A 24,075-nucleotide genomic window follows, 5' to 3' on the forward strand; every position below is an offset into this window, starting at 1 on the left:
TCGCTGCCACCCCTCACAGATCGCTCGGGCAGCGTTGTGCGCGAGACATGTCGAGACCGCGCATCGCACGGCGTTCCCTTTCTGTCGTTCCACCCCAGATACCGTCCGCCTGCCCCACGCGCATGGCCCATTCGAGACACTGCCGCGCGACGGGACAACGGCCGCACACGGCCTTCGCTTCGTCGATCTGCCGAAGTGTGAGACCACTGTTCGATATGGGGAAGAAGAGATCGGGATCTACGTGCAGGCAGGCAGCCCGTTCACGCCAGTGCATGGCATGGTCACCTCGTTCGGCAGTGAAACAGATAGTGCGGTGCTGTCCTGTAAGACCGGGCAGCCGCCGAATGTGTGACATGCGATCCCGGCGGGCCTGTGTCACAGGACCCGGGACTTCCCGGTCTTAAGGGGTGAGTCCATGCCCCTGCCGTGTGCGGGGCCGTGCGAGCGAGAGGGCGGGTGCGCCATGGACCAGGGTGATGCGGTGCCGCTCGCCGAGCTGTGGGAGGAGCGTCGCTATCTGCTCGATGTCGCCCACTGGATGCTGGGCGACCCTGGGGCGGCGAAAAGCGTCGTCGACGAGGCCTATCAGCGGTGGTACGGGCTGCCCGACTCGGTACGCCGGCAGGTCGCCGTTCCCCGGTCCTGGCTGGCGAAGACGGTGGGCGGGATCTGCCTGGGCCGGCTCGCACTGCCCGGCGGGAGTGCGGTCGGCCACGAGGGGGTGGAGGTGGGGGTACGGCCGTCGGAGGTGGAGGAGGAGGCCGGCCGGGTCGTGCTGAGCGCACTGGAGTCGCTGCCGACGGCCGAGCGCGCTGCGTTCGTGCTCCGCGCCTTCGGGATGGCCCCCGGCACGGTCGCCGACATCGTGGGCCGCACGGAGCCGGAACTCGCAGAACTCGCCGCGCGGGCAAGGCAGTTGCTTCAGTCGCGGCGCACCCGCTCCACGACGCCGCACCAGCACGACACCGTCGTCCGCGACGTACGCCGGGCGTGCGTCACGGCAGACGGCGACCTGCTCACCTCGCTGCTGCGCCCGGACGTCACGGCGTTCTTCGACGGCGGCGGCAGGATACGGGCGCTGACCGGACCGGTGCACGGCAGCGGGCCGGTCGCCGACAGCCTGCTGACGCTCCTGGCCCACCGTCCGCACACGACCCTGACCACCCACTCCGTCAACGGCCGCACAGGCCTCGTCGCCCGCTACGGCCGCCAGGTCACCGCGGTCATCAGCGTCGACGTCGCGAACGACCGGGTCGCCCAGTTCTGGGTCATGCTCAACCCCGACAAACTCCGGCCCTGGAACCAGCCGCGCACCGACGACGGCTCCGGCCAGGACGCCAGCCCGTGACAGCGACAAGGACGTCACACCACCGCCGTCACACACAGTCCGGCACAGCGCCGGGGAGGATCGCGGAACGGGAACGCGAATCGAGGAAGGCGGCGATCTTGCTCGGGGCGAACACCCACAGCACTTGGTGAATGCCGTGCTTCGAGGCTGCGGCGGTCATGAAGGCGAGGGCCTCGCCGTCCCGGTGGACCACCACGCCCGTAGCGCCGTTGGCGTCGACCAGCTCGGGCACCGCCTCCCGCCAGAGCTGCCGGTAGGCCGAGAGCCTGGCCACCCGGACACGGCCCCGCACGGGGACCCGCGCGCAGCCCCGCATGCCGTTGCCGTCGGAGAGGCTGACGACATCGGGCGCTAGCAGGGCCTCCAGAGACGCCACGTCTCCCGTCCGGGCCGCTGAGACGAAGGCGTTCAGCAGACGTCGGTGCTCGCCCGCGTCGACGTTCTGCCGCCGCTCGTCCGACAGGTGACGACGGGCGCGGCTGACGACCTTCCGTACATTGACGATGCTGAGTTCGAGTATCTCGGCGATCTCGGCGTAGGCGTAGTCGAACGCCTCGCGCAGTACGTAGGCGGCGCGCTCGACGGGGTTCAGCCTCTCCATCACCAGGAGCAGCGCCAGCTCCACGGCCTCGGCGCGCTGTGCGCCGACCTCGGGGTCCGCGCTCGTGTCGATGGGTTCCGGAAGCCATGGGCCGACGTAGGTCTCCCGTCGCACGCGCGCCGACTGCGCGACGTTGATGGCCAGACGGGTCGTCGCGCTGGAGAGGAAGGCCGCGGGATTGACCACCATCGAACGGTCGGTCTTCTGCCAGCGCAGCCACACCTCCTGGACCACGTCCTCGGCTTCCACCGCGCTTCCGAGCATGCGGTAGGCGATGCCGAAGAGCCGCCTACGGTGGCGTACGAAGACGGCGACAGCCTCGTCGAGTTCCTCAAGTGGGGTGGGGGACGGTTCGACAAACATGGTTCACTGGCCTCCGTTGCTCCGCTTCGTCCGCTGCATAGACCGCGGCCGACAGGAACGTGTGACAGAAACGGACGATGTTTTTCGCGGACCTGCGAATTCCCACTGTTCGACACACTGAGATGCCGCGTCTGACACTCAAAGCACTGCATATGATGTCGACAAGGACTGAGGAGGGAGAGGACGCATGGTCTCCGCGAGTCGTACGGCGCACAGCATCGAGGTCACCGCAGAGGGCCTCCAAGAGGAATTCGCCCGGCTGCAGATCCAGAAGCTGGCACTGGAAAGGGAGTTGGCCGCGGTCGCGGCCCATCTCGACTCGGTTCAGCGTGCCCTTGGTGCCCTGGCCAGCGTGATGTCGGCCTCGGCCGCCGATGGGCCGGCGGACGAACACACCGGGTCCGCCGCCACACGGACGCGCAACGACACGGAGCCGGACGCGGACACCGACGCGGACAAGCAGTACGGGAGGCTGACCGAGCAGATCATGGCGTACTTCGGCAAGGTCGGTGACGTCGACGTGCGTGCCCGGGATGTCGCTGCGGCGCTCGACCGTGACACCGACAGCGGAAGCATCAACGCGGTCCGCAGCACACTGGACCGCCTCGTCGCCTCCTCCCGGCTGCAGCGCGCCGGCCGGGGTCTGTATCGCGCCTGGCGTTCCTAGGCGTAACGCGCTGGAATCAGTCGGTCAGCGTGATGATTCCAGGATCACGACGACGACGGCGCTCATGGCGAGGGTGACCAGGGTCATGGCGATGAGTGTTCCGCGCAGCCAGTGGCGGATGCGGGCCTGGTGGCGTGCTTCCATCGCGTCGAGGCGTTCGGTGATGTGGTCGGTGACCATGCGGGCGACGTGTTTCTGCTCGTCGACGTACCATTTCCCGATGTCCCGCCGCTGCTCGGGAGTGAGTCCCTCCACGCGTGTGGTGAGGTCTGCCACGCGGCGGTGCGTGGCTTTCATGTGGGCCTCCTGGTAGAGGAATTCCTCGATGTCGCTGAGGCCGCGGGCGGCCTCCTCGCGTGCGGTCATGGCGTACCCCCGGTGGAATCGAGAACTCCGCGTGTTCATGCCGTGCTCCGTTCCTTCGTCCGGCCGGCCGCCGGGTCCTGCGCGCGTTCACCCGTGACGAACGCGTCGCGCGGGTGCTGCACGGAGGCGAGCGAGACGAGGTCGCGGCCCGTCAGAGCCGCGGTGAGCCAGACCGCCAGCACGCGGATCTTCCGCTCCCAGCTCGGCACCGCCTTGTACTGGAAGATTCCCCGTCCGAGGCCCAGTGTCGCCACCACCCCGAGGCTGCTGTGACGGTAGGGGCGGACGCGTTTGCCGCGCAGGTCGGCCACGAGGTTCCTGGCGAGGAGTCTGCCCTGCCGTACGGCGTGCTGGGCGTTGGGCACCGTGCGTGCGCCGGGCACCGGCGAGGCGAGGTCGGGAACGGCGGCGTCGTCGCCGGCCGCCCATACGCCGGGCACCGGTTCGCTGTCCGTGCCCACGCGCAGGTCGGCGCGGACCAGCAGCAGGCCCCGCTCGTCGACGGGCAGGTCGGTGTGGTTGTGCACGACCGGGTTCGAGGCGTTGCCCGCGGTCCACACGATCAGTGTGGAGTCGTACTCCTGCCCGTCGGAGAGGACGACGTGGCCGTCCTCGGCGGACAGCAGCTGTGTGGTGAGGTGGACGTGTGCGCCGCGGTGTTCCAGATGGCGCACCACCCAGGCGCCGGGTGTGTCGCTGACTTCGGGCAGGATGCGGTTCCTGGCCTCGACCAGGTGGAAGGACAGGTCGTCGGCGGTCAGTTCGGGGTAGGAGCTGAGCATCGCGGTCGCCAGGGAGAGCAGTTCACCGAAGCCTTCGACGCCGGAGAATCCGCCGCCCACGAACGTGACGGTGAGCAGTTTGCGCCGTTCGGGGCCGGGCGGGAGTGACGCGGCCTGGTCGAACGCGGTCATCAGCCGGTCACCGTCCCCGCGATCAGCGCCTCGCCCCGGCGCAGCTTCCTCCGCAGGCCCCATGCGGTGTAGAAGCCCGCGTAGCCACCGCCGACGATCAGAATCTCTCGCATGATTCCCTCTGCTTCGTCGTCCGTCACCCTGAAGACCGTGCAGGACGCTCAGATGCGACATGTATGGGCCGGCCACTCACTATCGAAGGGACTCACCGGGGTCGGTCAGGAGTTGGTGGACGGTTGCGTCCACGTCGAGGTGACCTTCCTCCGTACCGGCGGGCACCAGCGCGAGGGTCTGCCGCAGGAAGGCTTCCACGCCTCGCGCCGGGGCGCTGACCACGACCGCCTCCTGCTTCGGACACGGGCACAGTGCGATGTGCACCCGTCCCGGGGCCCATGGGCGCCGGGACGGCCAGACCTGGATGTCGCCGACACCGGCGAGCGTCTCCAGTCCGTCCAGGAGGAGTTGGCGGCCGACCACCCAACGTACGGTCGCGTCGGTGCACATGTGGAACGTCAAGGACACCGCGTAGGGATCGGCTCCGTCGTAGGAGAGATCGAGCATCACAGGGCGGTCCACTCCTTCGGCGACGACCAGGCGGACAAGCATCCGCCACACCACCAGAGGGAAATTTTCGGGTTCTCTCATCACATCACCGCTCGGTAAACCGGTGGGATCAAGGGGGCTCGGGAGGGCACACGGTGTGAAGTGTTGTGCGCCTGCTCATGTGATTCCGGGACATCACGATTCTGCGAGGTGCCGTGAGGCTCGCACCATCAGTCAAATGACCCTGGAGTCGCCGTGCAGTCACGTTACTGATGTTCGCCCTCGCGGGCCGGGTGGACGCTGAGCCCAAGTCTTCCCGCCGTGCGGTGGGAAGGACGGCCCGATGTACGGAGTACTCATGCCACTCGGTTCGCCCGTCGGACGGCTGCCCCGAACTCCTGCGGAGCACCTGCCCTCATGGTGGCCGCAGCACCGTTCCCCACCGGTCCCGCCCAGGGCCTTGCCCGAATCGTCGAGTGACACCGTGCGGTTGGCCGCGGACGGCGGTCGACGCCTTGAGATGGTGGGGCGTGCGCGGCAACTCCGGGAGATCAAGGCGCTGCTCGGGCAGGGCACGACCGCGGGCCGGGCCCTGTTGCTCTCGGGAGAGCCGGGGGTGGGCAAGAGCATGCTTCTCGGCGAGGTCGGCAGGGGCGCGTCCGGAGCGGGCAGCCGGGTCCTGTCGGCCGTCGGCGTCCGGTTCGAGACCGAACTCGCCTACGCCGGCCTTCACCAGTTGCTGGTGCCGCTGAACGACCGGTTCGAGCACATGGGCGACGCACACAGGAAGGTCCTGCGGGGCGCGCTGGGTTACGGCGGCGATCCCGTGCCCGACGGGCGTGAGGTCGCCGACGCGGTGGTCTTCCTGCTGCGTCAAGTGGCGACCGAACGCCCTGTGTTGATTGTCGTGGACGACCTCGCCTGGCTCGACCGGGCCAGTTCGGCGGCGCTGGAGTCCGTCGCCCGCCGGACGTGGGGCAGCCGTATCGGATTCCTGGCCGCCTCCAGACCGGGAGCCGAGACCTTCTTCGAGCGAGACGGACTCACCGAGTACGAGGTGCCGCCGCTGGATCGCGACGCCGCCGTAGAACTGCTCGGAACCCGCTTCCCGGGGCTGGCCGCATCCGTACGGGATCGCGTTCTGGCCCAGGCACAGGGCAATCCACTGGCGCTCGTGGAACTGCCCGCGGCGTTGAGCGGTCCGCAACGCGACGCGCTGGCCGATCTGCCCGACGTACTGCCGCTCTCACCACGGGTTCGGAACCTCCACGCTTCGCGCGTAGCCGGCCTTTCGGCCGAATCGCGTCGGCTTCTGCTGCTTCTCGCCCTCGACGACAACGGCGATCCGGGTGTCCTGCGGGCCGGGCCGGGGAACCCGGAAACTCTCACGGCCCTGGCGGCGGCCGAATGGAACCGTCTGGTCACCGTCGACGGCACGAACCGTCGCGTCGCCTTCCGTCATCCGCTGATGAGGGCAGCGCTCGTCGAGAGCAGTACGCTCACCGAGCGCTGCCAGGCCCATCGCGCGCTCGCCGAGCTCCGCGCGGAGACACCCGAGCGGCGGGCCTGGCACCTGGGCCGAGCGACTCTCGTTCCCGACGAGCGGGTTGCCGCCCTGCTTGACGAGGCCGGGCGGCGCGCCGCCCGACGCGATGACGCCACGAGAGCGGTCGCCACACTCACCAGAGCCGCCGAGCTGAGCCCTCGGCCCGCGGACCGAGGACGCCGACTGACCCGGGCCGCCTACCTCGCCGCCGACGCGATCGGTGACCTGCGCGCGGCGTCGGATCTCCTCGACCGCGCCCGGCGCGCGGAACCGGACCTCACCGGATCTCCGCTCGCCGCCGCCACGGCGGCGCTCCTCCTGCTCAACAGCGGCGACGGTGACATCGGCATGGCTCACCGCCTCCTGGCAGAGGTCGTCAAGACCGGCACCCACGGATACGACGCGGAGGACGACGCCCTCACCGAGGTACTGCGCATCCTGCTGCTGGTGTGCCGGTCCAGTGGTCGAGACGCCCTGTGGGAACCCTTCCACGCCGCCCTCGACCGTTTGAAGCCGACTGTTCCGCCGCTGCTCTCAGCCTGCGTCAAGGGGCCGGCGGACTCGTCCCGCACCGGTTCGGCGGACAGCCAGGAGCTCGACGCGGACGTCTCCTGGCGCGCGGTCCGTCAAGGGCGCCGGGGCGGTCACTTCCGCCGGCACCTCGACGCGCTCCTGCACCTGTGCTCGGAGGCCTTTGCCACCGGCCGATGGGGCGAGGCCGGGACGCTGGCAGACGAAGGACTGAGGCTCTGTGAGGAGCGCCAATTCTCGTTCCTCTCCTGGCACTTCGAGTACCAGCGGGCTCTGCTCGCCGCCGTCCAGGGCCACGTGGAGGAGAGCCGGAGCCTGGCAGACCGGATCACGCACTGGGCCGTGCCTCGCGGGGCCCTTGGGGTGGTGGCCTTCGCCGACCACGCCCGCGTCCTGGCCGAACTCGGCGCGGGTGACTACGAATGCGCGTACCGCCACGCTGTGGCGATCAGTCCCGCAGGCCGTCTCGCGTCCCACGTTCCGTACGCCCTGTCGCCCGGTATGGATCTCGTGGAGGCGGCGGTGCACACCCGGCGCACCGCCGAGGCGGAAGGACATGTGCGGGCGATGCGTGAGGCCGGTGCCGCGGGGCTCTCTCCGCGGCTGGCGCTGCTGGTGGCCGGCTCTGCCGCGCTCGTCGCGCCCGACGACGGCGCGGTCGGACGTTTCGAGCAGGCCCTGGCTGTCCCGCGAGCCCAGCACTGGCCCTTCGATCTGGCCCGGATACGACTGGCCTACGGACAACGTCTGCGGCGCATGCGCTGCGTCACGGAGGCCCGAGCCCAACTGGTCGCGGCGGCCGAGGTGTTCGAGCATCTGGGGGCCCGGCCGTGGGCCGACCGGGCCGCAGGCGAACTGCGCGCCACCGGCCGGTCCCGGAGCGGGGCCAAGCACGGGTCCGTGACTCTCACCGCCCAGGAACAGGAGATCGCCGCACTCGCCGCCTCCGGACTGACCAACAAGCAGATCGGTGAACGACTCCACCTTTCGCCCCGCACCGTGGGTTCGCACCTCTACCAACTGTTTCCGAAACTCGGAATCGCCTCACGAGCGGCCCTCCGGGACGCCCTCGCTTCGCTTCCTCCGGGCGCCGGGTTCTAGGACCGCGACGAGGCGGGAGACCGCTCGGTGCCGGGTTGCCCCGGCGGCAGTGAGGCGAGGGCTTCGCCGAGGGTGACACGGGAGGTGATGCCGAGCTTCGGGAAGATCCGGTGCAGGTGGGCGGCCACGGTTCGGTGGGAGAGGAAAAGCCGTTCGCCGATCTGCCTGTTGGTCAGTCCGGACGCGGCGAGAGCGGCGATTCGGTGTTCCGACTCCGTGAGCGGGACGCCCTCAGGATCCTGGTGGACCCAGGTGGCGCCGCGGCCGGTCGCCCGCAGTTCCTCGGCGGCCCGTGCGGCCCACGGACCGGCCCCCAGACGGCGGAAGGTCTTGAGTGCGGCGGTCAGTTGCACGCGGGCGTCCTTGACGGCGCGTGCGCGACGCAGGTGCTGCCCGTAGTTCAGGCGGACGCGGGCGAGGTCGAAGGGCCAGCGCTCGGCACCGGGTACGGCGAGCGCTTCCTCGAAGAAACCGGCGGCCCGGTCCTCGGAGGCGACGAGCGCGGCCGAACCGGCGGTGACCAGGGCCAGGCGGCCGGAGATGCCGGGCAGGCCCGTCTCCCGCATCGCGGTGACATGGGCGAGCGCCTCGGCCCGGCGTCCGCTGCCGACGGCGGCTTCCACGAGGTCCATGGGAACCCACAGAGCCAGCGGGGCATGAGGGGCCAGCACGCCCGAAGGACTGATCGCCGATGCGTTGAGGTAGGCCTCCTCGTGGTCACCGCGTCCCAGGGCCGACAGTGTCGTCATGTGCCGTGCGAAGTGCTCCCAGGTACGGACGCCGTGAGGTACCGCCCACTCGGTGATCCGCTGTGCCAGTTCCCGCACCGTGCCGTCGTCGCCGCGCGCCGCGGCGAGCAGGCCCAGGGCCCGGTGGAAGTGCTGGGCCGGCAGCTGATAGCCGTGGGTCTCGCACAGGTCCAGCCCCTCTGCCGCGAGACGGCCGCACTCGTCCCACCGCCCCGACATGTAGTCGTCCAGGCACAGCACCACGAGCGCGATGAGGGCCGAGGCGACCGCGCCGCCTTCGCGCCCGTCGTCGACGACGGACCACAGAGCCGCACGGCAGCCTGACGCCCGGTCCACGAAGAGTGCCGCCATCGCGATCCGTTCGATCCTGCTCGGGTCTGTCGCCAGGTGGAGGTCGTGGATCACCGCATCCAGCAGCCCGAGGGATGTCGCGGAGGAGCGCGCCGGGTCGGAGTAGACGTCGCCGAGCACTTTCTGGAGGGGAGGCATCGGTACGGTCACCTGGGACATGGCCGCGTGGTAGGCGGCCCAGAGTTCGGGTCTGCCCGCGCACAGACACACCCTGCGCAGGGTGCACAGCGCCTCGAAGAGTGCCTCGTCGTCGCCGTCGGACCTGCCCTCACGGGTTGTGATCGCGCCCACGAGCAGCCGGTGTGCGGTGTTGACGTCACCGTCGCGGTTGAGCAGCACATGGGAGGCGGCAGCGGCCGCCCGCAGCGATCCCCTGATTTCGGGGTCGGCGCGTCGGGCCTCCACGAGCAGTTCCGCAGCCGTGCGCAGCTCTCCGGCGACGTCCGCGCCCACGAAGGCGGCTTCGGCCAGCCGTCTGCTGCGGTCGGCGGGGCCGGGAGTGAGGTCCGCGGCCCGTACCAGCGCGTTGAAGGCGCCGACGGCGTCGCCGCGCCGGCGGACCCGGCGGGCGGTGTGTTCCAGGAGGGCCGCGACCCGCTCGTCCGGGTCGGGGGTGGCCTCGGCCAGGTGCCACGCGCGGCGATCGGGCTGATCGGCCAGCGCCTGCGCCAGGGCGTGGTGGGCGGCCAGGCGCTGAGCGTCGGTCGAGCCCGACACGATCGTCGCGCGGATGAGTGGGTGTCGGAAGGACAGCCGCCCCAGGCCGCGGTGTTCGACCCGCAGCAGCTGTGCCCGCTCGGCGGGGGCGAGCAGGGACAGCACGTCCTCGGCGGGGACGGCGGCCCGCAGGACCGGCAGGTCGCCGCTGTCCTCCAGCGCGGCCAGCAGCAGCAGCCGGCGGGTGGGCGCGGGCATCTCCGCGACCCGGGAGGCGTACAGGTCCTGAAGCCGACGGCTGAGTGGGAGCACCTCGGACAGCACCACTCCCGCGCTGCCCCGCGAGGCGTCGAGCGAGGTCGGCAGTTCCAGCAGGGCCAGTGGATTGCCCTGTGCCTGCGCGAGGACCCGCCGCAGTTCCCGCCCGGCGAGCAGCGGGAACCGGGAGCCGACCAGGCCGACCGCGGCCGTGTCGTCGAGCGGCGACACGATGAGCTCGGGAAGTCCCGCGCGTTCGAAGAAGCTCTCGAACCCCGGCCGTGAGGCGCCGAGGAGGCCCACGCGGCTGCCGGTCAGCCGCCGGGCGACGAACGCGAGCGCCGCCGCGCTGGCCCGGTCGATCCATTGCAGGTCGTCGACCAGGAGCAGTACCGGACGGGTGCTCGCCGCCCGGCGCAGCAGCGCCAGTACGGCTCCGTAGACGACCAGCCGATCGACCGAGGCACCGTCACCGGCGCCCAGCGCGACGGCCAGGGCCTCGCGGTGCGCCGGGTCGAGAGCCTCGCCCTCGGGCAGCAACGGTTCGAGTACGTGGTTGAGTCCGGAGAAGCTCAGATCGGCGAGGAACTCGACCCCGGCCGAGCGCAGCACCAGCGCACCGGCCGCCGTCGCCGCCCTCGCCGCGGCATCCAGGAGCACGGACTTGCCGACGCCCGGCTCCCCGGACAGCAGCAGCACCCCACCGCGGCCGACCATCTGGTCGACGTACGAACCGAGCAGTTCCAGCTCCCGGTCACGTCCCACCAGCCCCTCGGCCGCGCTGTGCGACACCGACCCGTCACCGGCCACAACGGCTCCCTTCGAGAACTGGCGTGCTGAACTCCCCGTCTCCTGGCCATGGTTCAGTCGGCGGGAGGCCGCGGTGCGCGCAGATGCGCCCGCCTCTCCAGCTCCTGCTCGTCGACGAGCGTGAGCATCGGCTCGCCGGGGGCACCCAGCATGACGACGACGTACTTGGCCGGCGCGTCCGACGTCGCGTTGCCGTTCTGGTAGTGGATCACCTCACCGCCCGGTTCCCAGAACGTCTCACCGGCCCTGATCACCCGCTCGGGCTCGCCTTCGAGTTCCCACCGGACGGCGCCTTCGGTGACGTAGCCGAAACACGGGCCCGAGTGCCGGTGGGGTGGCGTCCCCGGGTGTCCCGGCGGCCACTCGACCAGCACGGTCATCACCGAGGCGCCCTGCGGCACGAAGGGCGGTTCGACCTCCGCCAGCATCCTGGGGCCGGTCCCTTCCTGGTCCCCGTGCGCGCTGTGCGCGTCTGTTGATCCCATCTCCAACACCGTGTCACACCTCCGTCGATCCAACGTGCTTCACAGGGATGACCGGGCACGGCCCGTGTTTGTTACACGGCGGCCTACGACCTCCAGGACGCAGTCGAATGACTCAAGCAACTCGCCGCCGGATCACGGACGCTGAAGCAGTGCCCGGACCGGCGGTCAACAGCCGTCCATGCGGTGCCCGCAGCCGCCCTGCCCCGCGTTCCGGGCGGCGACGAGCCGGGTTCTCCGCACTTCCACACGACATCACAACGTTAGGAACCACATCATGTTTCTCCGTTTCACCTGCCTGGAGTGGCCTGACGGGCACAGGCGTCGGCATACGCGCCGTTGGTTCGACGGTGTGGGCGGTGCCGCATGAAGGGCCAGAACGTCGGGCTGACCGTCGGTGTCGATCTCGGCGGCACGAAGATCGCCGCGGGGGCGGTCGACCCCGGCGGGGACGTCGTCACCCGGGTGCGCATTCCCACCCCGCACGACCCCGACCGCGTCGCCGAAGCGGTCGCCGAGGCGGTCCAGCGGGTCCGCGGAGGCTGGGACGACATCCGCGCGGTCGGCGTCGGTGCCGCCGGTTATGTGGACGCGGACCGTTCGACGGTGCGCTTCGCGCCCAATCTCGGCTGGCACGACAAGGCGATCCGGGACATCGTCCAGGAGGCCACCGGACTTCCGGTCGTCGTCGAGAACGACGCGAACGCCGCCGCCTGGGGCGAGTTCATCCACGGAGCCGGTGCCGGCCACGACGACATGCTGATGGTCATGGCGGGCACCGGCCTGGGCGGAGGCATCATCAGCAGAGGCCGACTCTTCCGCGGCCGGTTCGGCATGGCCGGCGAGATCGGCCACTACCGGGCGGTCCCCGACGGGCTCCCGTGCCCCTGCGGCCAGCACGGCTGCATGGAGCAGTACGCCAGCGGAGCCGCGCACACCCGCCGCGCCCGCGACATGGCCACCGCCGATCCGGCACGGGCCGCGCGGGTGCTCGCGCTGGGCGACGGCACCCCCTCCGGCCTTGAGGGCCACCATGTGACCAAGGCCGCCCTCGCCGGCGACCCCTTCTCCCTCGACGTGTTCGCGCGGTCCGGCCGCTGGCTCGGCCAGGTCCTCGCCGACCTCGCGTCCATCCTCGACCCGTCCGTCCTCGTCATCGGCGGCGGCCTCGGCGACACCGGCGAGCTGATCCGGCGTCCGGCCGAGGTCGCCTACCGCCGGGCCCTGGGCGGCGGCGAGCACCGCGTCTACGCCGAGGTCCGCACCGCCACCGTCGGAGCGGACGCCGGAATCGTCGGCGCCGCCAACCTCGCCCGCCTGCACGAACTGCTCTCGTCCCCGGCAGCCGTCCACTGACCGGTGACCCGCGCGTGAGCGCGGTCGTCATCCCTGTCCGCGTCCTCTACGACCGCTGCTCCCGCCCTCGCGCACCGCACCCGGTCCTGTGAAGGAGTGCTCATCCATGACCTCGAACGCCTCTTCCGCGGGGGCGGCCCACTCAAGGGCCGCGCTCCGCCCGACCAACCTCCGGCGCGTCACCTACATCTCGGCAGCCGCGTCGATCGGCGGTTTCCTGTTCGGCTACGACAGCGCCGTCATCAACGGCGCCATCACCGGAATCCAGCACCGCTTCGATGTCACGTCCAGCGAGACGGGCACCATCGTCGCCTCCGCCCTGCTCGGTTCCGCCTTCGGAGCGGCCGTCGCCGGGCGCCTCGCCGACCGCATCGGCCGCCGGCGCGTGATGCATCTGGCCGCGGCTCTCTTCGCGATCAGCGCGCTCGGCTCGTCGATGCCCTTCTCCGCCTGGGACCTGGGCGCCTGGCGGGTGCTCGGCGGCATGGCGATCGGCCTCGCCTCGCTGATCGGGCCCACCTACATCGCCGAGGTCGCGCCACCCGACCATCGCGGGCGGCTGGCCTCGTTCCAACAGGCGGCCATCGTGCTGGGGATCACCGCGTCCCAACTCGTCAACTGGGGGATCGCCCAAGGGGCCGACGGCAAGAGCGAGAACGCGCTGGGCGCCCTGCACGCCTGGCAGTGGATGCTGATGGCCGCCGTCGTACCGGCGCTCGCCTACCTGTTCCTGACCCTGCGGATCCCGGAGTCGCCGCACTTCCTGGTCGCCACGGGCCGCGAGATCCAGGCCCTCGCCGTTCTGCGCGATCTGCAGGGCACGTACGCGGGTGCCGAGGACCGGCTCGCCGAGATCGAGCAGGCGCTCAAGACCGACCACAAGCCGCGGGTACGCGATCTGCTCGACAGCCGCTTCGGGCTGCTGCCGATCGTGTGGGCCGGCATCGGACTGGCCGTCTTCCAGCAGCTGGTCGGCATCAACGTCATCTTCTACTACTCGTCGCTGCTGTGGCAGTCGGTGGGCATCGACCAGGCCAACTCCCTCCTGATCAGCCTCTCCACGTCGATCGTCAACATCGTCGGAACCGTCGTGGCGATGCTGCTGATCGACCGGATCGGCCGCAAACCGCTCGCGCTGACCGGCTCGGCGGGAATGGCCGTGTCACTGGCCCTGGCCGCCTGGGCGTTCTCGTACCGGACCGGCAGCGGCAGCGGTCTGTCCATCCCGGACGCCCAGGGCACCGTGGCGCTGATCGCCGCCCACGCCTTCGTCTTCTTCTTCGCGGTCTCCTGGGGTGTCGTGCTCTGGGTGATGGTCGGCGAGATGTTCCCCCTGCGGATCCGCGCCGCCGCGATGTCGGTGGCGACCGCCGCCAACTGGATCGCCAACTGGGCCGTCACCGAGAGCTTCCCACGCATGGCGGACTGGAACCTGTCGTCCACCTACGGCGTGTACGCGGGCTTCGCGGTGCTCTCCTTCGTCTTCGTCGCGCTCCGGGTGCGCGAGACCAACGGAAAGAAGCTGGAGGAGATGGGATGACCACAACGCGCACCCCTCTGCTGAACAACCGTGCCCTGCCCGCCCGTTCGGCGACGGGCTGGTGGCCGGCCGCGTCCTGCCGGGGCGCCGACATCGAGACCTTCTTCCCGCCTCCCGGCGACCTGGAGACCGTCCGACAGGCGCTGACGATCTGCGACCGGTGCCCGGTGCGGATGCCCTGTCGCCGGTACGCGCTCGCCCAACGGGAACGGCACGGGATCTGGGGCGGACTGACCGAGGACACCCGCGAGACGCTCATGCGCATGGGGCCACCGCCGGCCGTACGCGCCCGGTCTTCCGAACCCGCCGAACTCCTCGCCGAACCGGGGACGTGATTCGCCCCTGAAGTCGTCATCGGCAGTACCGGCCGGGCCCACAGGCCCGGCCGGTTCTCTTGCGTCGGCCCCTCCGAATCCACGCCTGGCGCCAGAGCACCGACGAGGATTGAGTCGTTCTACCGATGGTGCGTGAGCGACGAGGGTGTAATGGGCTGAGGCTAGGATGTGGCGCGACGTGACCCCCGCACGGAGGAAGCCGCACATGCTCAGCCAAGCAGCCGGGCCCCTCCGCAGGCCGAATTCAGTACTCGCGCGATGATCGGCCGGGACGAGGAGCTGAGCGTCCTGCGCAGGCTGCTGGCGGACGCGGCGGACGGTCGCGGCAACGCGCTGTTGATCCACGGCACCGCCGGCGTCGGCAAGTCGGCTCTGCTGCGCACGGTCGGCGCGGAAGCCGCCGAAGGCGGTTTCAAGGTGCTGGGCGCGGCCGGTGTGGAGACCGAGCTGTGGCTCCCGTTCGCGGCTCTGCAACTACTGCTGCAACCGGTCGCCGACGCCGTCGGGAAGCTGCCCGCCCCGCACCGGACGGCGCTGGCCGACGCGTTCAGCGCCACACAGACCGAACCCCACATCTTCCAGGTCGCGCTCGCCGTACTCGAACTGCTCGCCGACGAGGCCGACCGGCAGCCGCTCCTCCTGCTCGTGGACGATCTGCAGTGGATCGACGCACCGAGCCGGGACGTCCTGAGATTCGTGGCCCGGCGCACCCGCGACCTCGCCGTACTGATCATCACCGCCTCCCGGGTCCACACCTCCGACTCCTACGACCCCGGCGCGCAGCCGGATCTCCCCCTGCGACCGCTCGCCCTGCCGGACGCCGCCGAACTGCTCGACGCCGGAGCGCCGGACCTCTCGGCAGCGATAAGGGCCCTCATCCTGGAGCGCGCGGAGGGCAATCCGCTGGCCCTGGTCGAACTCCCCAAGACGGCGCTGGACATGGCCGCGCAACTGGACGATCTGCCACTGACCCAGCGACTGGAGGACGCGTTCGCCGCGCGTACGGACTCGGTGAGCCCGGAGTGCCGCACGCTCCTGCTGGCGCTGGCCGCGGAGCCCAACGCACCACTGAACCGGCTGCTGGACGTGGCGAGCCGCATGAGCGACACAGCGGTCTCCGCGGAAGCGGTGCAGGAGGCGGTCGAGGCGGGCCTGGTCGCTCTGCTCGGCCGTACCCTCCAGTTCAGGCATCCCCTGATGCGTTCGGCGATCTACACCCGCGCCACGGTCACCGATCGTCTGGCCACCCACCGAGCCATCGCCGTGGCCATGGCCGACACCCCCGAGCACCAACTGCTTCACCTGGCCGCCGCGACGCTCGGCCAGGACGAGGAACTCGCCGCCCGGTTGGAGGGGTTCGCCGAAGCGGCGCTGGCCCGGGGCAAACTCGCGTCGGCCGTTCCGGCCTTCCGCCAGGCGGCCGAACTCGTCCAGGACACGCGCCGTAGGACCCGACTCCTGGTCCGGGCGGCGGAGTCGGCCAGCGAGATCAACGACAGGGTCACCACCCAGTTGCTGCTGGACCGGGCCGACCTGAGCGAACTCGGCCCACTGGAGCGGGCCCGCCTCATGGTCGTGTCCGACAAGGCGGCGTTCGAACCCGACGACCCGCACCGCCGGATCGAGGACATGGTGACCACGGCGGCCGGCGCGTTCGACACGGGTGACGTACGGGTCGCCGAGAACCTGCTGTGGCGGGCCGCCGCCCGGTGCTTCTTCCAGGACGGCGACACCCGGGTGCGTACGCTGGCCGCCGCCGAACTGGACCGCTGGAACCCTGACCCGGACGCCCCCGTCGTCCTGACGGTACGGGCGTACACCGAGCCGTACCGGCACGGCGCCGACGTGATCTCACGGCTCGACGCCCTCCGGCCGGACCACCACGACGGCCGGATCACGCACTTCCTCGGCAGCGGTGCGATGGTCCTGGGCGACATGACCCGCGCCGCCCGGTACCTGTCGCTGGCGGCCGGCGTGTGGCGGTCGCAGGGGAGACTCGGGCTGCTCGCCCGGTCACTCGCCGGCAGTTGGCCGCGGGTGTACCTCGGTCAGCTCGATCGGGCCCGGGAGGAGTCCGGCGAAGGACTCGCCCTGGCGGAGGAGACCGGGGAATGGATCGTCTGGCTGGGGGTGAAGGCGACGGGGAGCCTGGTGGCGGCGCTGCGCGGCGAGACCGAGACCGCGGCGCGGATGCTCGGCGAACTGCGCGCCCACCGACTGTTCCCCGGCATGCCGTTCGCCGCCGTGATGGCCCAGCAGGTCGAGGGCCTGCTCGCGCTCTTCGACGGCCGCCCGACCGAGGCCTACGACGCTCTGGCGCGCGCGTTCGATCCGGCCGACCCGCACTACCACTCGGTCAGCCGCTGGCTGCTCGCACCCGACCTGGCGGACGCGGCGGTGGCCGCGGGCACCGTGCAGCAGGCCCGCGAACTCCTCGACGGACTCCCCGAGTCGGCCGCCCGGCTGCCCTCGGAAATGATGGTGGTGGCCCAGGCCTACACCGAGGCGGTGCTGGCGCCGGACGACACGGCGGGGGAGCGCTGCACCACGGCGCTGGCAGCGCTGCCCGCGGGCTGGGTCCTCGCACGGGCCCGGCTGCACCTGCACCACGGCCGCTGGCTGCGTCGGCAACGCCGCAACGTCGACGCCCGGAGCCCGCTGCGCAGCGCTCGTGATGCGTTCGACCGGGCCGGCGCGCGGCCCTGGGCCGAGATGGCGCGTGAGCAGCTGCGCGCCGCCGGAGAGTCGAGCAACCGCCGGAACACGAACACCAGCGACCGGCTGTCGGCCCAGGAGATGCAGATCGCGGTGCTCGCGTCACAAGGGCTGAGCAACCGGCAGATCGGGCAGCGCCTGTTCATCTCGCACCGCACCGTCGGAGCCCATCTGTACCGCATCTATCCTCGCCTGGGCATCACCAGCCGCAGCAAACTGGCCGCAGCGCTCGCCGCGCTCGACGACGGATCTCCGAGCGCCGACTCGCCGGGCGCCTGTACCGGCTGACGGCGCGTGCCCGGTTCCCGGCGGTGTCCCGCTCACTCGTGGCGGAGGTTCGCCGGGTGCGAGGACCGCCACAAGGTGGGGAGCGTCAGCACGGTCACGGAAACGCTGGCGGCAGCCCCGATGCCGGCTATGGCCAGCATGTTGCTCCAGTCGTAGACCGGTGTCCTGCCGATGAGCCCCAACAGCGCGTTGCCGAGGGCGGTTCCGACCACTCCTGCGACGAGCAGGCCCGTCGCTACGGGCACTGCGGTCTGCCAAAGGATCGAGCTGCTGAGGGTGCGCCGCGGGGTGCCGAAGGTGATGAGCACGGCCAGGACGCGTTTACGGTCACGGAGTTGTTCGAGCGCGCCGAGCAGCATGCTCGCCGCGATCAGCAGCAGGACGGCGGCCACCCCGGCCAGCAGGTCCCGCTCGATCCCGTCGAGGGCCGTGTCGCCCTTGGCCTGTGCGGGGAAATCGACGGCGAAGGAAGGATCCAGCCGGGCGGCTGTCGTGCGGAGCCGGTCCTGGATGTCCGCGCCGGCGGACGTCGCATACGTGATGTCGATGGTGCTCACAGCGTGGGCCATCGCTGACGTACCGGCTGCGCGGGGCGTGACAAACAGCATCTTCTCGGGAAAGACACCTTGCGGATTGCTGCTCCTGGCCTCGACGGCGGCGGTGATGCGAGGCACCGTCCACCGGGGGCCGTTCGTGTCCATACGCATCGCGCTGCCCGGCTTCCACACGGTTCTGGCGGCGGTGCTGCCGCCGCCGTGCGGACCGACGACGAAGGCGTCCCCGTCCGCGCAGGTGGACAGCGATGCGAGCAGCCTCAGTTGGCCGCATTCCGCGACGCGGACCGTCTGCGGGAAATCGCCGTCGGGCGTGCTGACGGACAACTCCGCGTAGCCGATCGCCTGTTGCACGCCGGGCGTCGAGGAGAACACCGACGCGTACCGTTCGGCGTACCCCTTGCCGTCGTCGAGACTGGCGACGCCGACCTGCGTGGTCGGCGCGGAACTGCTCCTGGCTGCGCCGCTGTTGCCGTTCTGACCGTGTGCGATGCCGGTGAAGAGGGTTTGCAGTGCTATCGCACCGGCCACGGCGACGACGATGCCGTTGACCGAGCGGGTGGCGGCTTCGCTGTTCAACTGGAGTCGGCGGACGGCCAGTTGCCAGGAGACGGGACCGAATCCGCCGAGCGCTCCGGTGAGTTGTTCCAGGATCCAGGGCAGCACGGCGGTGACGCCGACGAGCAGGGCCAGCATGCCGACAACGACCAGGACGACGCTGGTGGTACTGCGTATCTCGGATCCGCTCCCCATGGACGTCTTCAGCAGAGACAGGCCGAGTACGGGCACGGTGACCCGCCACCACAACCGTCGCGTGGCACCGCCGGACCTGCGAACCACCCCGAGGGGTTCGACAGCCACCCCGTTCATGGCCAGCCTCGTGACAGCGAGAGACAACAGAAGTACCCCGACCACGGTGAGTGCGGCCAGCGCGGGCTGCGGGGTGAAGTCCTCCGTGAAGACACTGAGTCCTTGTATGTCCAGCAACTCGATGAACTGACGGCCGATCATGAACAGGACCGCGCCCAGGGCCACACCGATCAATGCGCTGACCAGCGTCTCGCCGGCGGCGATTCGGGCGGTCATCCGGCGGTCGGCGCCCACCAGCCGTAGCGCGGCCAGCCGCCGGTCGCGGCGTTCGCCGCCGAACCGGACGGCCGCGGCGATGAACACGGCGACCGGGGCGAGCAGCACGACCATCCCGACGATGCTGAGCAGGGTGAGCGCGGGGTCGAGAGGCTTCTGCGGATAGGTCTTGCCGAAGTGGTCCAGCCGGTCGGCTCCTGCCACTCCGACCGCCATGTGCTCGCCGCCCAGGTAGAAGACGTACTCGCTGGGATCGACCAGGCCCCGGTCCGTGACTTCACCCGTGACGGGATGGTCGAGGCGCTCGCGAAGCAGGGCGCTCCCGGGTGCGGCCAGCAGCTTCCGGAGCGCCGGCGACACGGCCATCTCCCCGGGACGCGGGAAACGCTTGAGTCCGGGAGGCAGCGGCGCCGCGGGCCCCTCGGGTTCCAGCATCCTGCCCCGGATTTCCCTGCCACGGAACACGGTGTCAATGTCACTGAGCAACACGGTTCCGCGAGAGGGTGTGATGATCCTGTCGTCGAGATTGGTGTCGATCCGGTTGTGGATCCGTTCGTCACGGTGGTGTCTGGCGGTGGGCACGGACGAGGCCACGAGCAGCAGCGCGACCCCAAGACCGATGCCTATGGCCATCAGGGCGGTACGTGCCCAACCGTCCCTGCCGCCGGTCATGGCGAGCCGCGCTCCGAAGCAGAGGGCCCGAAGGTCTCCGAACCGTTGTCGACGACCCGGGGCCGATGGGGAAGCGGTCCGGGGCGCATGCTGCGGACGTGGGTTCACTGGCAACCTCTCGTGCTGGGCGCTGCTCACCTTGTGTGCATCGAGGAATGGAGCAGTCGACGGCCGAAAGTGCCGCCTGGAGTGGTCCGGACTATACACTGCATGTATAGATGTCGTGGTGACACTCAAGTGGCAACATGTTGCCATCGTCCTACATTAGACAGTGGTTCTGCCCCCGGCATGGTTTCCGTGGATGCGCCCCGAACCAGGGGGTCGTACCGCACCACGGGGTACACCAGGGATTCCACGGGTGCGCCCGGTACCTGCTCCGGACGACGGTGGCTGGTAACCGGGCCGGGCACCGGCGCACGATGCGCCGGCCCCGGCCGTCCAGCGCACCAGGAGCGGGGAAGATCGTCATGGGCTTGTCCAGCATCGACGTCGTGCCGAAGCCAGGCTCGCCGAGCGCGGGCGCGACCGGGAACGCGACAACGACCTCCGTCCGCTCGGGGGCCGAGACGGCGGCGGACTTCGAGAGTGTCCGCTCCCTGCTGTTCGGGATCGCCTACCGGAGGCTGGGCCGCGCCGTCGACGCCGAGGACGTCGTTCAGGACGTGTGGGTCCGCTGGCAGGGTGCGGACCGGGCGCAGGTGCGGGATCGGGTCGCGTTCCTGGTGACCGTCACCACCCGGGTCGCGCTCAACACGGCGACCTCGGCCTGTGCCCGCCGCGAGGTCAGTGTCGGCGGATGGAATCCGGAACGGGATCCCGAAGCCGTCGATCCGGTGCGCGAGGCCGAGCGCGGGGAGGCGATTGCGAGCGCGGTCCGACTCCTGATCGAACGGCTGTCGCCCGTCGAACGGGCCGTATACGTACTTCGAGAGGCGTTCGAATATCCGTTCCGTGAAATCGCCGACCTGCTCGGACTCAGCGAGGGCAACGCACGGCAACTGGCCCTGCGGGCGCGTAGGCATCTCGCCCGGCAGCGGTGCGAACCGGTGGATCCGGCGGAGCGTGACGAGCTGCTCGAAGCCTTCCTCGACGCGGCGCGAGACGGCGACATGGCACATCTCGTCAACCTGCTCCGAGGGGTGCGCGCCCTGTCGTAACCCCGATGATCTCCCGAGGCAATCGTGCCGCAACCAGCAGGTGGGGAGGTGCGGGCCGGGCGTCGGCGGTGGCCCGCTCGGCGATTGTCCGAGTCGCGCGCAGGGGTGCATCATGGGGTCGATCCGAGTTGATCAGGGTCGGGCTCTTTTTACCTGCGCGGTAGGTGGTGGATGTCGAGCGGTGTTCCTCGCAGCGGGCTGCGCGGCCGGCGCGGCGAGTGTGGGGCGCTGGACCGGGTGGTGGCCGACGTCAGGGCGGGGCGGAGCCAGGTGCTGGTGCTGCGGGGCGAGCCGGGAGTCGGCAAGTCCGCGTTGATGGAGTACCTGGCGGGCAGCGCGACAGGGTGCCAGGTCCTGCGGGCCACCGGCGTCGAGTCCGAGATGGAGCTGGCGTTCGCCGGGCTGCACCAGCTGTGCATGCCGGTCATGGGGCAGCTCGATCGTCTTCCCGACCCACAGCGTGATGCCTTGGCCATCGCGTTCGGTCTGCGTGCGGGAAGCGCGCCGGACCGTTTCATGGTCGGGCTGGCGGTGCTCAGCCTGCTGGCCGAGGTGGCGGAGGAGCAGCCGCTGGTCTGCGTGGTGGACGATGCCCAGTGGCTCGACAGGGTCTCCGCGCAGACGCTGACCTTCGTCGCGCGCCGACTGCTCGCGGAGCGCGTGGCACTGGTCTTCGCGGTGCGTACGCCGTCGCACACTCCGGGGAGCGACCCGTGGGTGACGCTGAAGGAGCTCGTGATCCGCGGGCTGCGCGACGACGATGCGCGTGCGCTCCTGGACTCCGTGGTCCCCGGCCGGCTGGACGAACGCGTCCGGGACCGGATCGTCGCCGAGACCCGCGGCAACCCGCTGGCACTGCTCGAACTGACGCGGGGATTGACCACGACAGAGCTGGCAGGCGGATTCGGGCGCCCGGACACCCAGCCGCTGTCGAGTCAGATCGAACAGAGCTTCCTGCGGCGAATCGTTTCGCTCCCGGATGCGGCACAACGGCTGCTGCTGGCAGCGGCAGCCGAGCCGGTGGGGGACGTGCCACTGCTGCGGCGGGTGGCCGAGCAACTCGACATCGGGGCGGACGCCGCGGGGGAGGCGGAGGAGGCCGGGCTGATCGAGTTCGGGGCGCAGGTACGGTTCCGGCATCCACTGGTCCGCTCGGCGGCCTATCGCGCGGCCGACCCCGGGGTACGCCGGGACGTGCATCGCGCGCTGGCCGAGGCGACCGATCCCGAATCCGACTCGGACCGCCGGGCCTGGCATCGCGCCCACGCGGCGGTCGAACCCGACGAGGCGCTGGCGGCCGAACTGGAGCGCTCGGCCGCCAGAGCCCAGGCCCGTGGCGGTATCGCCGCGGAGGCCGCGTTCCTGAGACGCGCGACAGAGCTGACACCCGATCCGGCCGTACGGGGAACGAGGGCGGTGGCCGCGGCACGGGCCACCTTCGAGGCCGGGGCCACCGAACCGGCGCTCGAACTCCTCGCCGCCGCGGAGATGGGCCCGTTGGACGAGGTCCTGCACGCGCGGCTGGTCAGGCTCCGCGCCCAGATCATCTTCGCGCGCAGACGCGGCGGAGAAGCGCTGCCGCTGCTGCTCGACGCGGCCGGCCGGCTGGAGGGCGTCGACAATGGACAAGCCCGTGAGGCCTACCTCGAAGCACTCGGCGCAGCGATAGTCGCCGGCCGCCTCAGCGGCAGTGCCAGACTGCGGGAGGTGGCCGAGGCCGCCCGCGCCGCACCACCCGCACCGCGGCCCCCGCGGCTGACGGACCTCCTCCTCGACGGTCTGGCGACGCGGTACACCGAGGACTACGCCCAGGGTGCGCCGCCGTTGAAACGCGCGCTACGAGCGTTCCGGCAAGCCGCCGAACGGGGCGACCCCGATGTCATGCGCTGGCTCTGGCTGGCCTGGCTGGTCGCCAACGACCTGTGGGACGACGAGACATGTCACGAACTGGCCATGTGCGCGGTCCGTACGGCTCGGGAGACCGGCGCGCTGAATTTCCTTCCCCTGGCCCTCAACTCCCGGGCCGTCCAGCATGTGCACACCGGGGAGTTCGACCTCGCCTCGGCCTTGATCGACGAGTCCGACACCATGACGGAGGTGACCGGCAACTCGCCCCTCGGATACGCCGGAGCGTTCCTCCAGGTCTGGCGCGGCGACGACCCCCGGGTGGCGGACAGGATCGACGACCGGGTCCGGGACGCGACGTCCTGGGGCGAGGGACGGGCGATCGGGCAGGCCCACTACGTGATCGCGGTGCTGTACAACGGCCTGGGCCGCTACCAGGACGCCCTGGCCAGGGCCGAACAGGCATGGGAGTACGAGGAACTCGCGGGTTTCGGGTTCACCCTCTTCGAACTGGTCGAGGCGGGTGCTCGCAGTGACGCCCCCGAGGCGGCCGCGGCAGCCCTGCGCCGGCTTGAGGAAGAAGCCGGCGCGGCCGGCACGGACTGGGCCCTTGGCGTTCTGGCCCGGTCGAGAGCGCTGCTCCGCGACGGTGAGGAGGCCGACCTGCTCTACCGTGAGGCCATCGAGCACTTCCGACGCTGCCGGGTCGCCGTCCACCTCGCCCGTACCCACCTGGTGTACGGCGAGTGGCTGCGCCGTGAGAACCGGCGCGTCGACGCACGTGAGCAACTGCGCATCGCCTACGACATGCTGAGCGGGTTCGGAGCAACCGCCTTCGCCGAGCGGGCCCGTCGCGAACTCCTGGCCACCGGCGAATCGGTACGGCAACGCGCGGCCGACGTACGGGAGGCCCTCACCGCGCAGGAGGCCCAGATCGCCCGGCTGGCCGCCGACGGCAAGTCGAACTCGGAGATCGGCGCCGAGTTGTTCATCAGCCCCCGCACGGTCGAATGGCACCTGCACAAGGTGTTCACGAAGCTCGACATCACCTCACGGAACAAGCTCCGCGCGGCGCTGGCCCGCACCTGACAGCCGGGATGCCCGCCGCATGACCCGCCCCAGGCGGGAGAAAGCCTGCCGGCCCCAGCGATGGTCACTGATCACCATCGTAAGAAACGCGTCGTCATCCTCGGACAGCACCCTGTGGCTGGCGGGGAGGAGAGGCGCGACATCTCGGTCA

General features: G+C 70.7%; 16 protein-coding genes and 1 pseudogene. 9 read left to right on the plus strand and 8 right to left on the minus strand.

The features are described 5' to 3' along the window. Positions 1-13 precede the first annotated feature (13 nt). Positions 14-274: a WhiB family transcriptional regulator gene (locus tag ACWIHT_RS04990; protein WP_456164479.1), complete on the minus strand. Its 261-nt coding sequence runs from the start codon at positions 272-274 to the stop codon at positions 14-16. 189 nt (positions 275-463) lie between these two features. Here ACWIHT_RS04990 and ACWIHT_RS04995 point away from each other — a divergent pair, with 189 nt between their 5' ends. After that, a complete protein-coding gene (locus ACWIHT_RS04995; protein WP_456164481.1) occupies positions 464-1,348 on the plus strand; it encodes an RNA polymerase subunit sigma in 885 nt (294 codons plus the stop codon). A 28-nt stretch (positions 1,349-1,376) separates the two neighbouring features. On the opposite strand, the gene ACWIHT_RS05000 is transcribed toward ACWIHT_RS04995, so the two are convergent. Then, positions 1,377-2,312: a sigma-70 family RNA polymerase sigma factor gene (locus tag ACWIHT_RS05000; RefSeq protein WP_456164483.1), complete on the minus strand. Its 936-nt coding sequence runs from the start codon at positions 2,310-2,312 to the stop codon at positions 1,377-1,379. 187 nt (positions 2,313-2,499) lie between these two features. Between ACWIHT_RS05000 and ACWIHT_RS05005 the strand changes: the two genes are divergently transcribed. Beyond that, complete coding sequence (locus ACWIHT_RS05005; protein ID WP_456164485.1) at positions 2,500-2,979, plus strand: hypothetical protein; 480 nt, start codon at positions 2,500-2,502, stop codon at positions 2,977-2,979. A 24-nt stretch (positions 2,980-3,003) separates the two neighbouring features. Here ACWIHT_RS05005 and ACWIHT_RS05010 read toward each other — a convergent pair whose 3' ends face one another. The 3 genes and pseudogenes from ACWIHT_RS05010 to ACWIHT_RS05020 all read right to left on the minus strand — a co-directional run bounded on the left by ACWIHT_RS05010 (position 3,004) and on the right by ACWIHT_RS05020 (position 4,865). Continuing rightward, on the minus strand, positions 3,004-3,345 hold the full coding sequence (locus tag ACWIHT_RS05010; RefSeq protein WP_456162984.1) for a hypothetical protein: 342 nt from the start codon (positions 3,343-3,345) through the stop codon (positions 3,004-3,006). A gap of 35 nt (positions 3,346-3,380) precedes the next feature. After that, positions 3,381-4,372: pseudogene (locus ACWIHT_RS05015) on the minus strand (NAD(P)/FAD-dependent oxidoreductase). Positions 4,373-4,451: 79 nt separating this feature from the next. Beyond that, entirely contained in the window at positions 4,452-4,865 is a 414-nt protein-coding gene (locus tag ACWIHT_RS05020; protein ID WP_456164487.1) for an SsgA family sporulation/cell division regulator, read from the minus strand. Positions 4,866-5,286: 421 nt separating this feature from the next. On the opposite strand from ACWIHT_RS05020, the gene ACWIHT_RS05025 reads away from it, so the two are divergent. Beyond that, positions 5,287-7,980: an ATP-binding protein gene (locus ACWIHT_RS05025; RefSeq protein ID WP_456164489.1), complete on the plus strand. Its 2,694-nt coding sequence runs from the start codon at positions 5,287-5,289 to the stop codon at positions 7,978-7,980. Here the strand turns inward: ACWIHT_RS05025 and ACWIHT_RS05030 are convergent. Both ACWIHT_RS05030 and ACWIHT_RS05035 read right to left on the minus strand, forming a co-directional pair. Then, positions 7,977-10,805, minus strand: coding sequence for an AAA family ATPase (locus tag ACWIHT_RS05030; RefSeq protein WP_456164491.1), 2,829 nt, complete (start codon positions 10,803-10,805; stop codon positions 7,977-7,979). The two genes, ACWIHT_RS05025 and ACWIHT_RS05030, sit on opposite strands and share 4 nt — an antisense overlap. A 53-nt stretch (positions 10,806-10,858) precedes the next feature. Continuing rightward, complete coding sequence (locus ACWIHT_RS05035) at positions 10,859-11,290, minus strand: cupin domain-containing protein (protein ID WP_456164493.1); 432 nt, start codon at positions 11,288-11,290, stop codon at positions 10,859-10,861. Positions 11,291-11,653: 363 nt separating this feature from the next. On the opposite strand from ACWIHT_RS05035, the gene ACWIHT_RS05040 reads away from it, so the two are divergent. The 4 genes from ACWIHT_RS05040 (at position 11,654) to ACWIHT_RS05055 (ending at position 17,521) form a co-directional block, all read left to right on the plus strand. Next, positions 11,654-12,643, plus strand: coding sequence for an ROK family glucokinase (locus ACWIHT_RS05040; RefSeq protein WP_456164495.1), 990 nt, complete (start codon positions 11,654-11,656; stop codon positions 12,641-12,643). Between the two features lie 106 nt (positions 12,644-12,749). After that, positions 12,750-14,183 carry a sugar porter family MFS transporter gene (locus ACWIHT_RS05045; RefSeq protein ID WP_456164497.1) on the plus strand — a complete coding sequence of 478 codons (1,434 nt, stop codon included), beginning with the start codon at positions 12,750-12,752 and terminating at the stop codon, positions 14,181-14,183. Further along, positions 14,180-14,518 carry a WhiB family transcriptional regulator gene (locus tag ACWIHT_RS05050; protein ID WP_456164499.1) on the plus strand — a complete coding sequence of 113 codons (339 nt, stop codon included), beginning with the start codon at positions 14,180-14,182 and terminating at the stop codon, positions 14,516-14,518. The genes ACWIHT_RS05045 and ACWIHT_RS05050 overlap by 4 nt, the downstream gene beginning before the upstream one ends. Positions 14,519-14,776: 258 nt before the next feature. Next, positions 14,777-17,521: a helix-turn-helix transcriptional regulator gene (locus tag ACWIHT_RS05055; protein ID WP_456164501.1), complete on the plus strand. Its 2,745-nt coding sequence runs from the start codon at positions 14,777-14,779 to the stop codon at positions 17,519-17,521. 32 nt (positions 17,522-17,553) lie between these two features. Here the strand turns inward: ACWIHT_RS05055 and ACWIHT_RS05060 are convergent, their stop codons facing one another. Then, entirely contained in the window at positions 17,554-19,833 is a 2,280-nt protein-coding gene (locus ACWIHT_RS05060) for an FtsX-like permease family protein (RefSeq protein ID WP_456164503.1), read from the minus strand. 473 nt (positions 19,834-20,306) lie between these two features. On the opposite strand from ACWIHT_RS05060, the gene ACWIHT_RS05065 reads away from it, so the two are divergent. Together ACWIHT_RS05065 and ACWIHT_RS05070 are read left to right on the plus strand one after the other, a co-directional pair. Next, the gene (locus tag ACWIHT_RS05065) at positions 20,307-20,990 is read left to right on the plus strand and encodes a sigma-70 family RNA polymerase sigma factor (RefSeq protein ID WP_456164505.1); all 684 of its coding nucleotides are present in this window, start codon (positions 20,307-20,309) and stop codon (positions 20,988-20,990) included. Positions 20,991-21,161: 171 nt separating this feature from the next. Next, positions 21,162-23,924 carry a helix-turn-helix transcriptional regulator gene (locus ACWIHT_RS05070; RefSeq protein WP_456164507.1) on the plus strand — a complete coding sequence of 921 codons (2,763 nt, stop codon included), beginning with the start codon at positions 21,162-21,164 and terminating at the stop codon, positions 23,922-23,924. Positions 23,925-24,075: the final 151 nt, after the last annotated feature.

It is taken from the genome of Streptomyces sp. NPDC002276, from assembly GCF_053891435.1.

Excerpts from the sequence above, each read along its gene's own strand:
- ACWIHT_RS04990 (WP_456164479.1), bottom strand. The coding sequence starts at position 274 with ATGCACTGGCGTGAACGGGCTGCCTGCCTGCACGTAGATCCCGATCTC.
- ACWIHT_RS04995 (WP_456164481.1), top strand. The coding sequence starts at position 464 with ATGGACCAGGGTGATGCGGTGCCGCTCGCCGAGCTGTGGGAGGAGCGT.
- ACWIHT_RS05000 (WP_456164483.1), bottom strand. The coding sequence starts at position 2,312 with ATGTTTGTCGAACCGTCCCCCACCCCACTTGAGGAACTCGACGAGGCT.
- ACWIHT_RS05005 (WP_456164485.1), top strand. The coding sequence starts at position 2,500 with ATGGTCTCCGCGAGTCGTACGGCGCACAGCATCGAGGTCACCGCAGAG.
- ACWIHT_RS05010 (WP_456162984.1), bottom strand. The coding sequence starts at position 3,345 with ATGACCGCACGCGAGGAGGCCGCCCGCGGCCTCAGCGACATCGAGGAA.
- ACWIHT_RS05020 (WP_456164487.1), bottom strand. The coding sequence starts at position 4,865 with ATGCTTGTCCGCCTGGTCGTCGCCGAAGGAGTGGACCGCCCTGTGATG.
- ACWIHT_RS05035 (WP_456164493.1), bottom strand. The coding sequence starts at position 11,290 with ATGGGATCAACAGACGCGCACAGCGCGCACGGGGACCAGGAAGGGACC.
- ACWIHT_RS05040 (WP_456164495.1), top strand. The coding sequence starts at position 11,654 with ATGAAGGGCCAGAACGTCGGGCTGACCGTCGGTGTCGATCTCGGCGGC.
- ACWIHT_RS05045 (WP_456164497.1), top strand. The coding sequence starts at position 12,750 with ATGACCTCGAACGCCTCTTCCGCGGGGGCGGCCCACTCAAGGGCCGCG.
- ACWIHT_RS05050 (WP_456164499.1), top strand. The coding sequence starts at position 14,180 with ATGACCACAACGCGCACCCCTCTGCTGAACAACCGTGCCCTGCCCGCC.
- ACWIHT_RS05055 (WP_456164501.1), top strand. The coding sequence starts at position 14,777 with ATGATCGGCCGGGACGAGGAGCTGAGCGTCCTGCGCAGGCTGCTGGCG.
- ACWIHT_RS05060 (WP_456164503.1), bottom strand. The coding sequence starts at position 19,833 with ATGACCGGCGGCAGGGACGGTTGGGCACGTACCGCCCTGATGGCCATA.
- ACWIHT_RS05070 (WP_456164507.1), top strand. The coding sequence starts at position 21,162 with ATGTCGAGCGGTGTTCCTCGCAGCGGGCTGCGCGGCCGGCGCGGCGAG.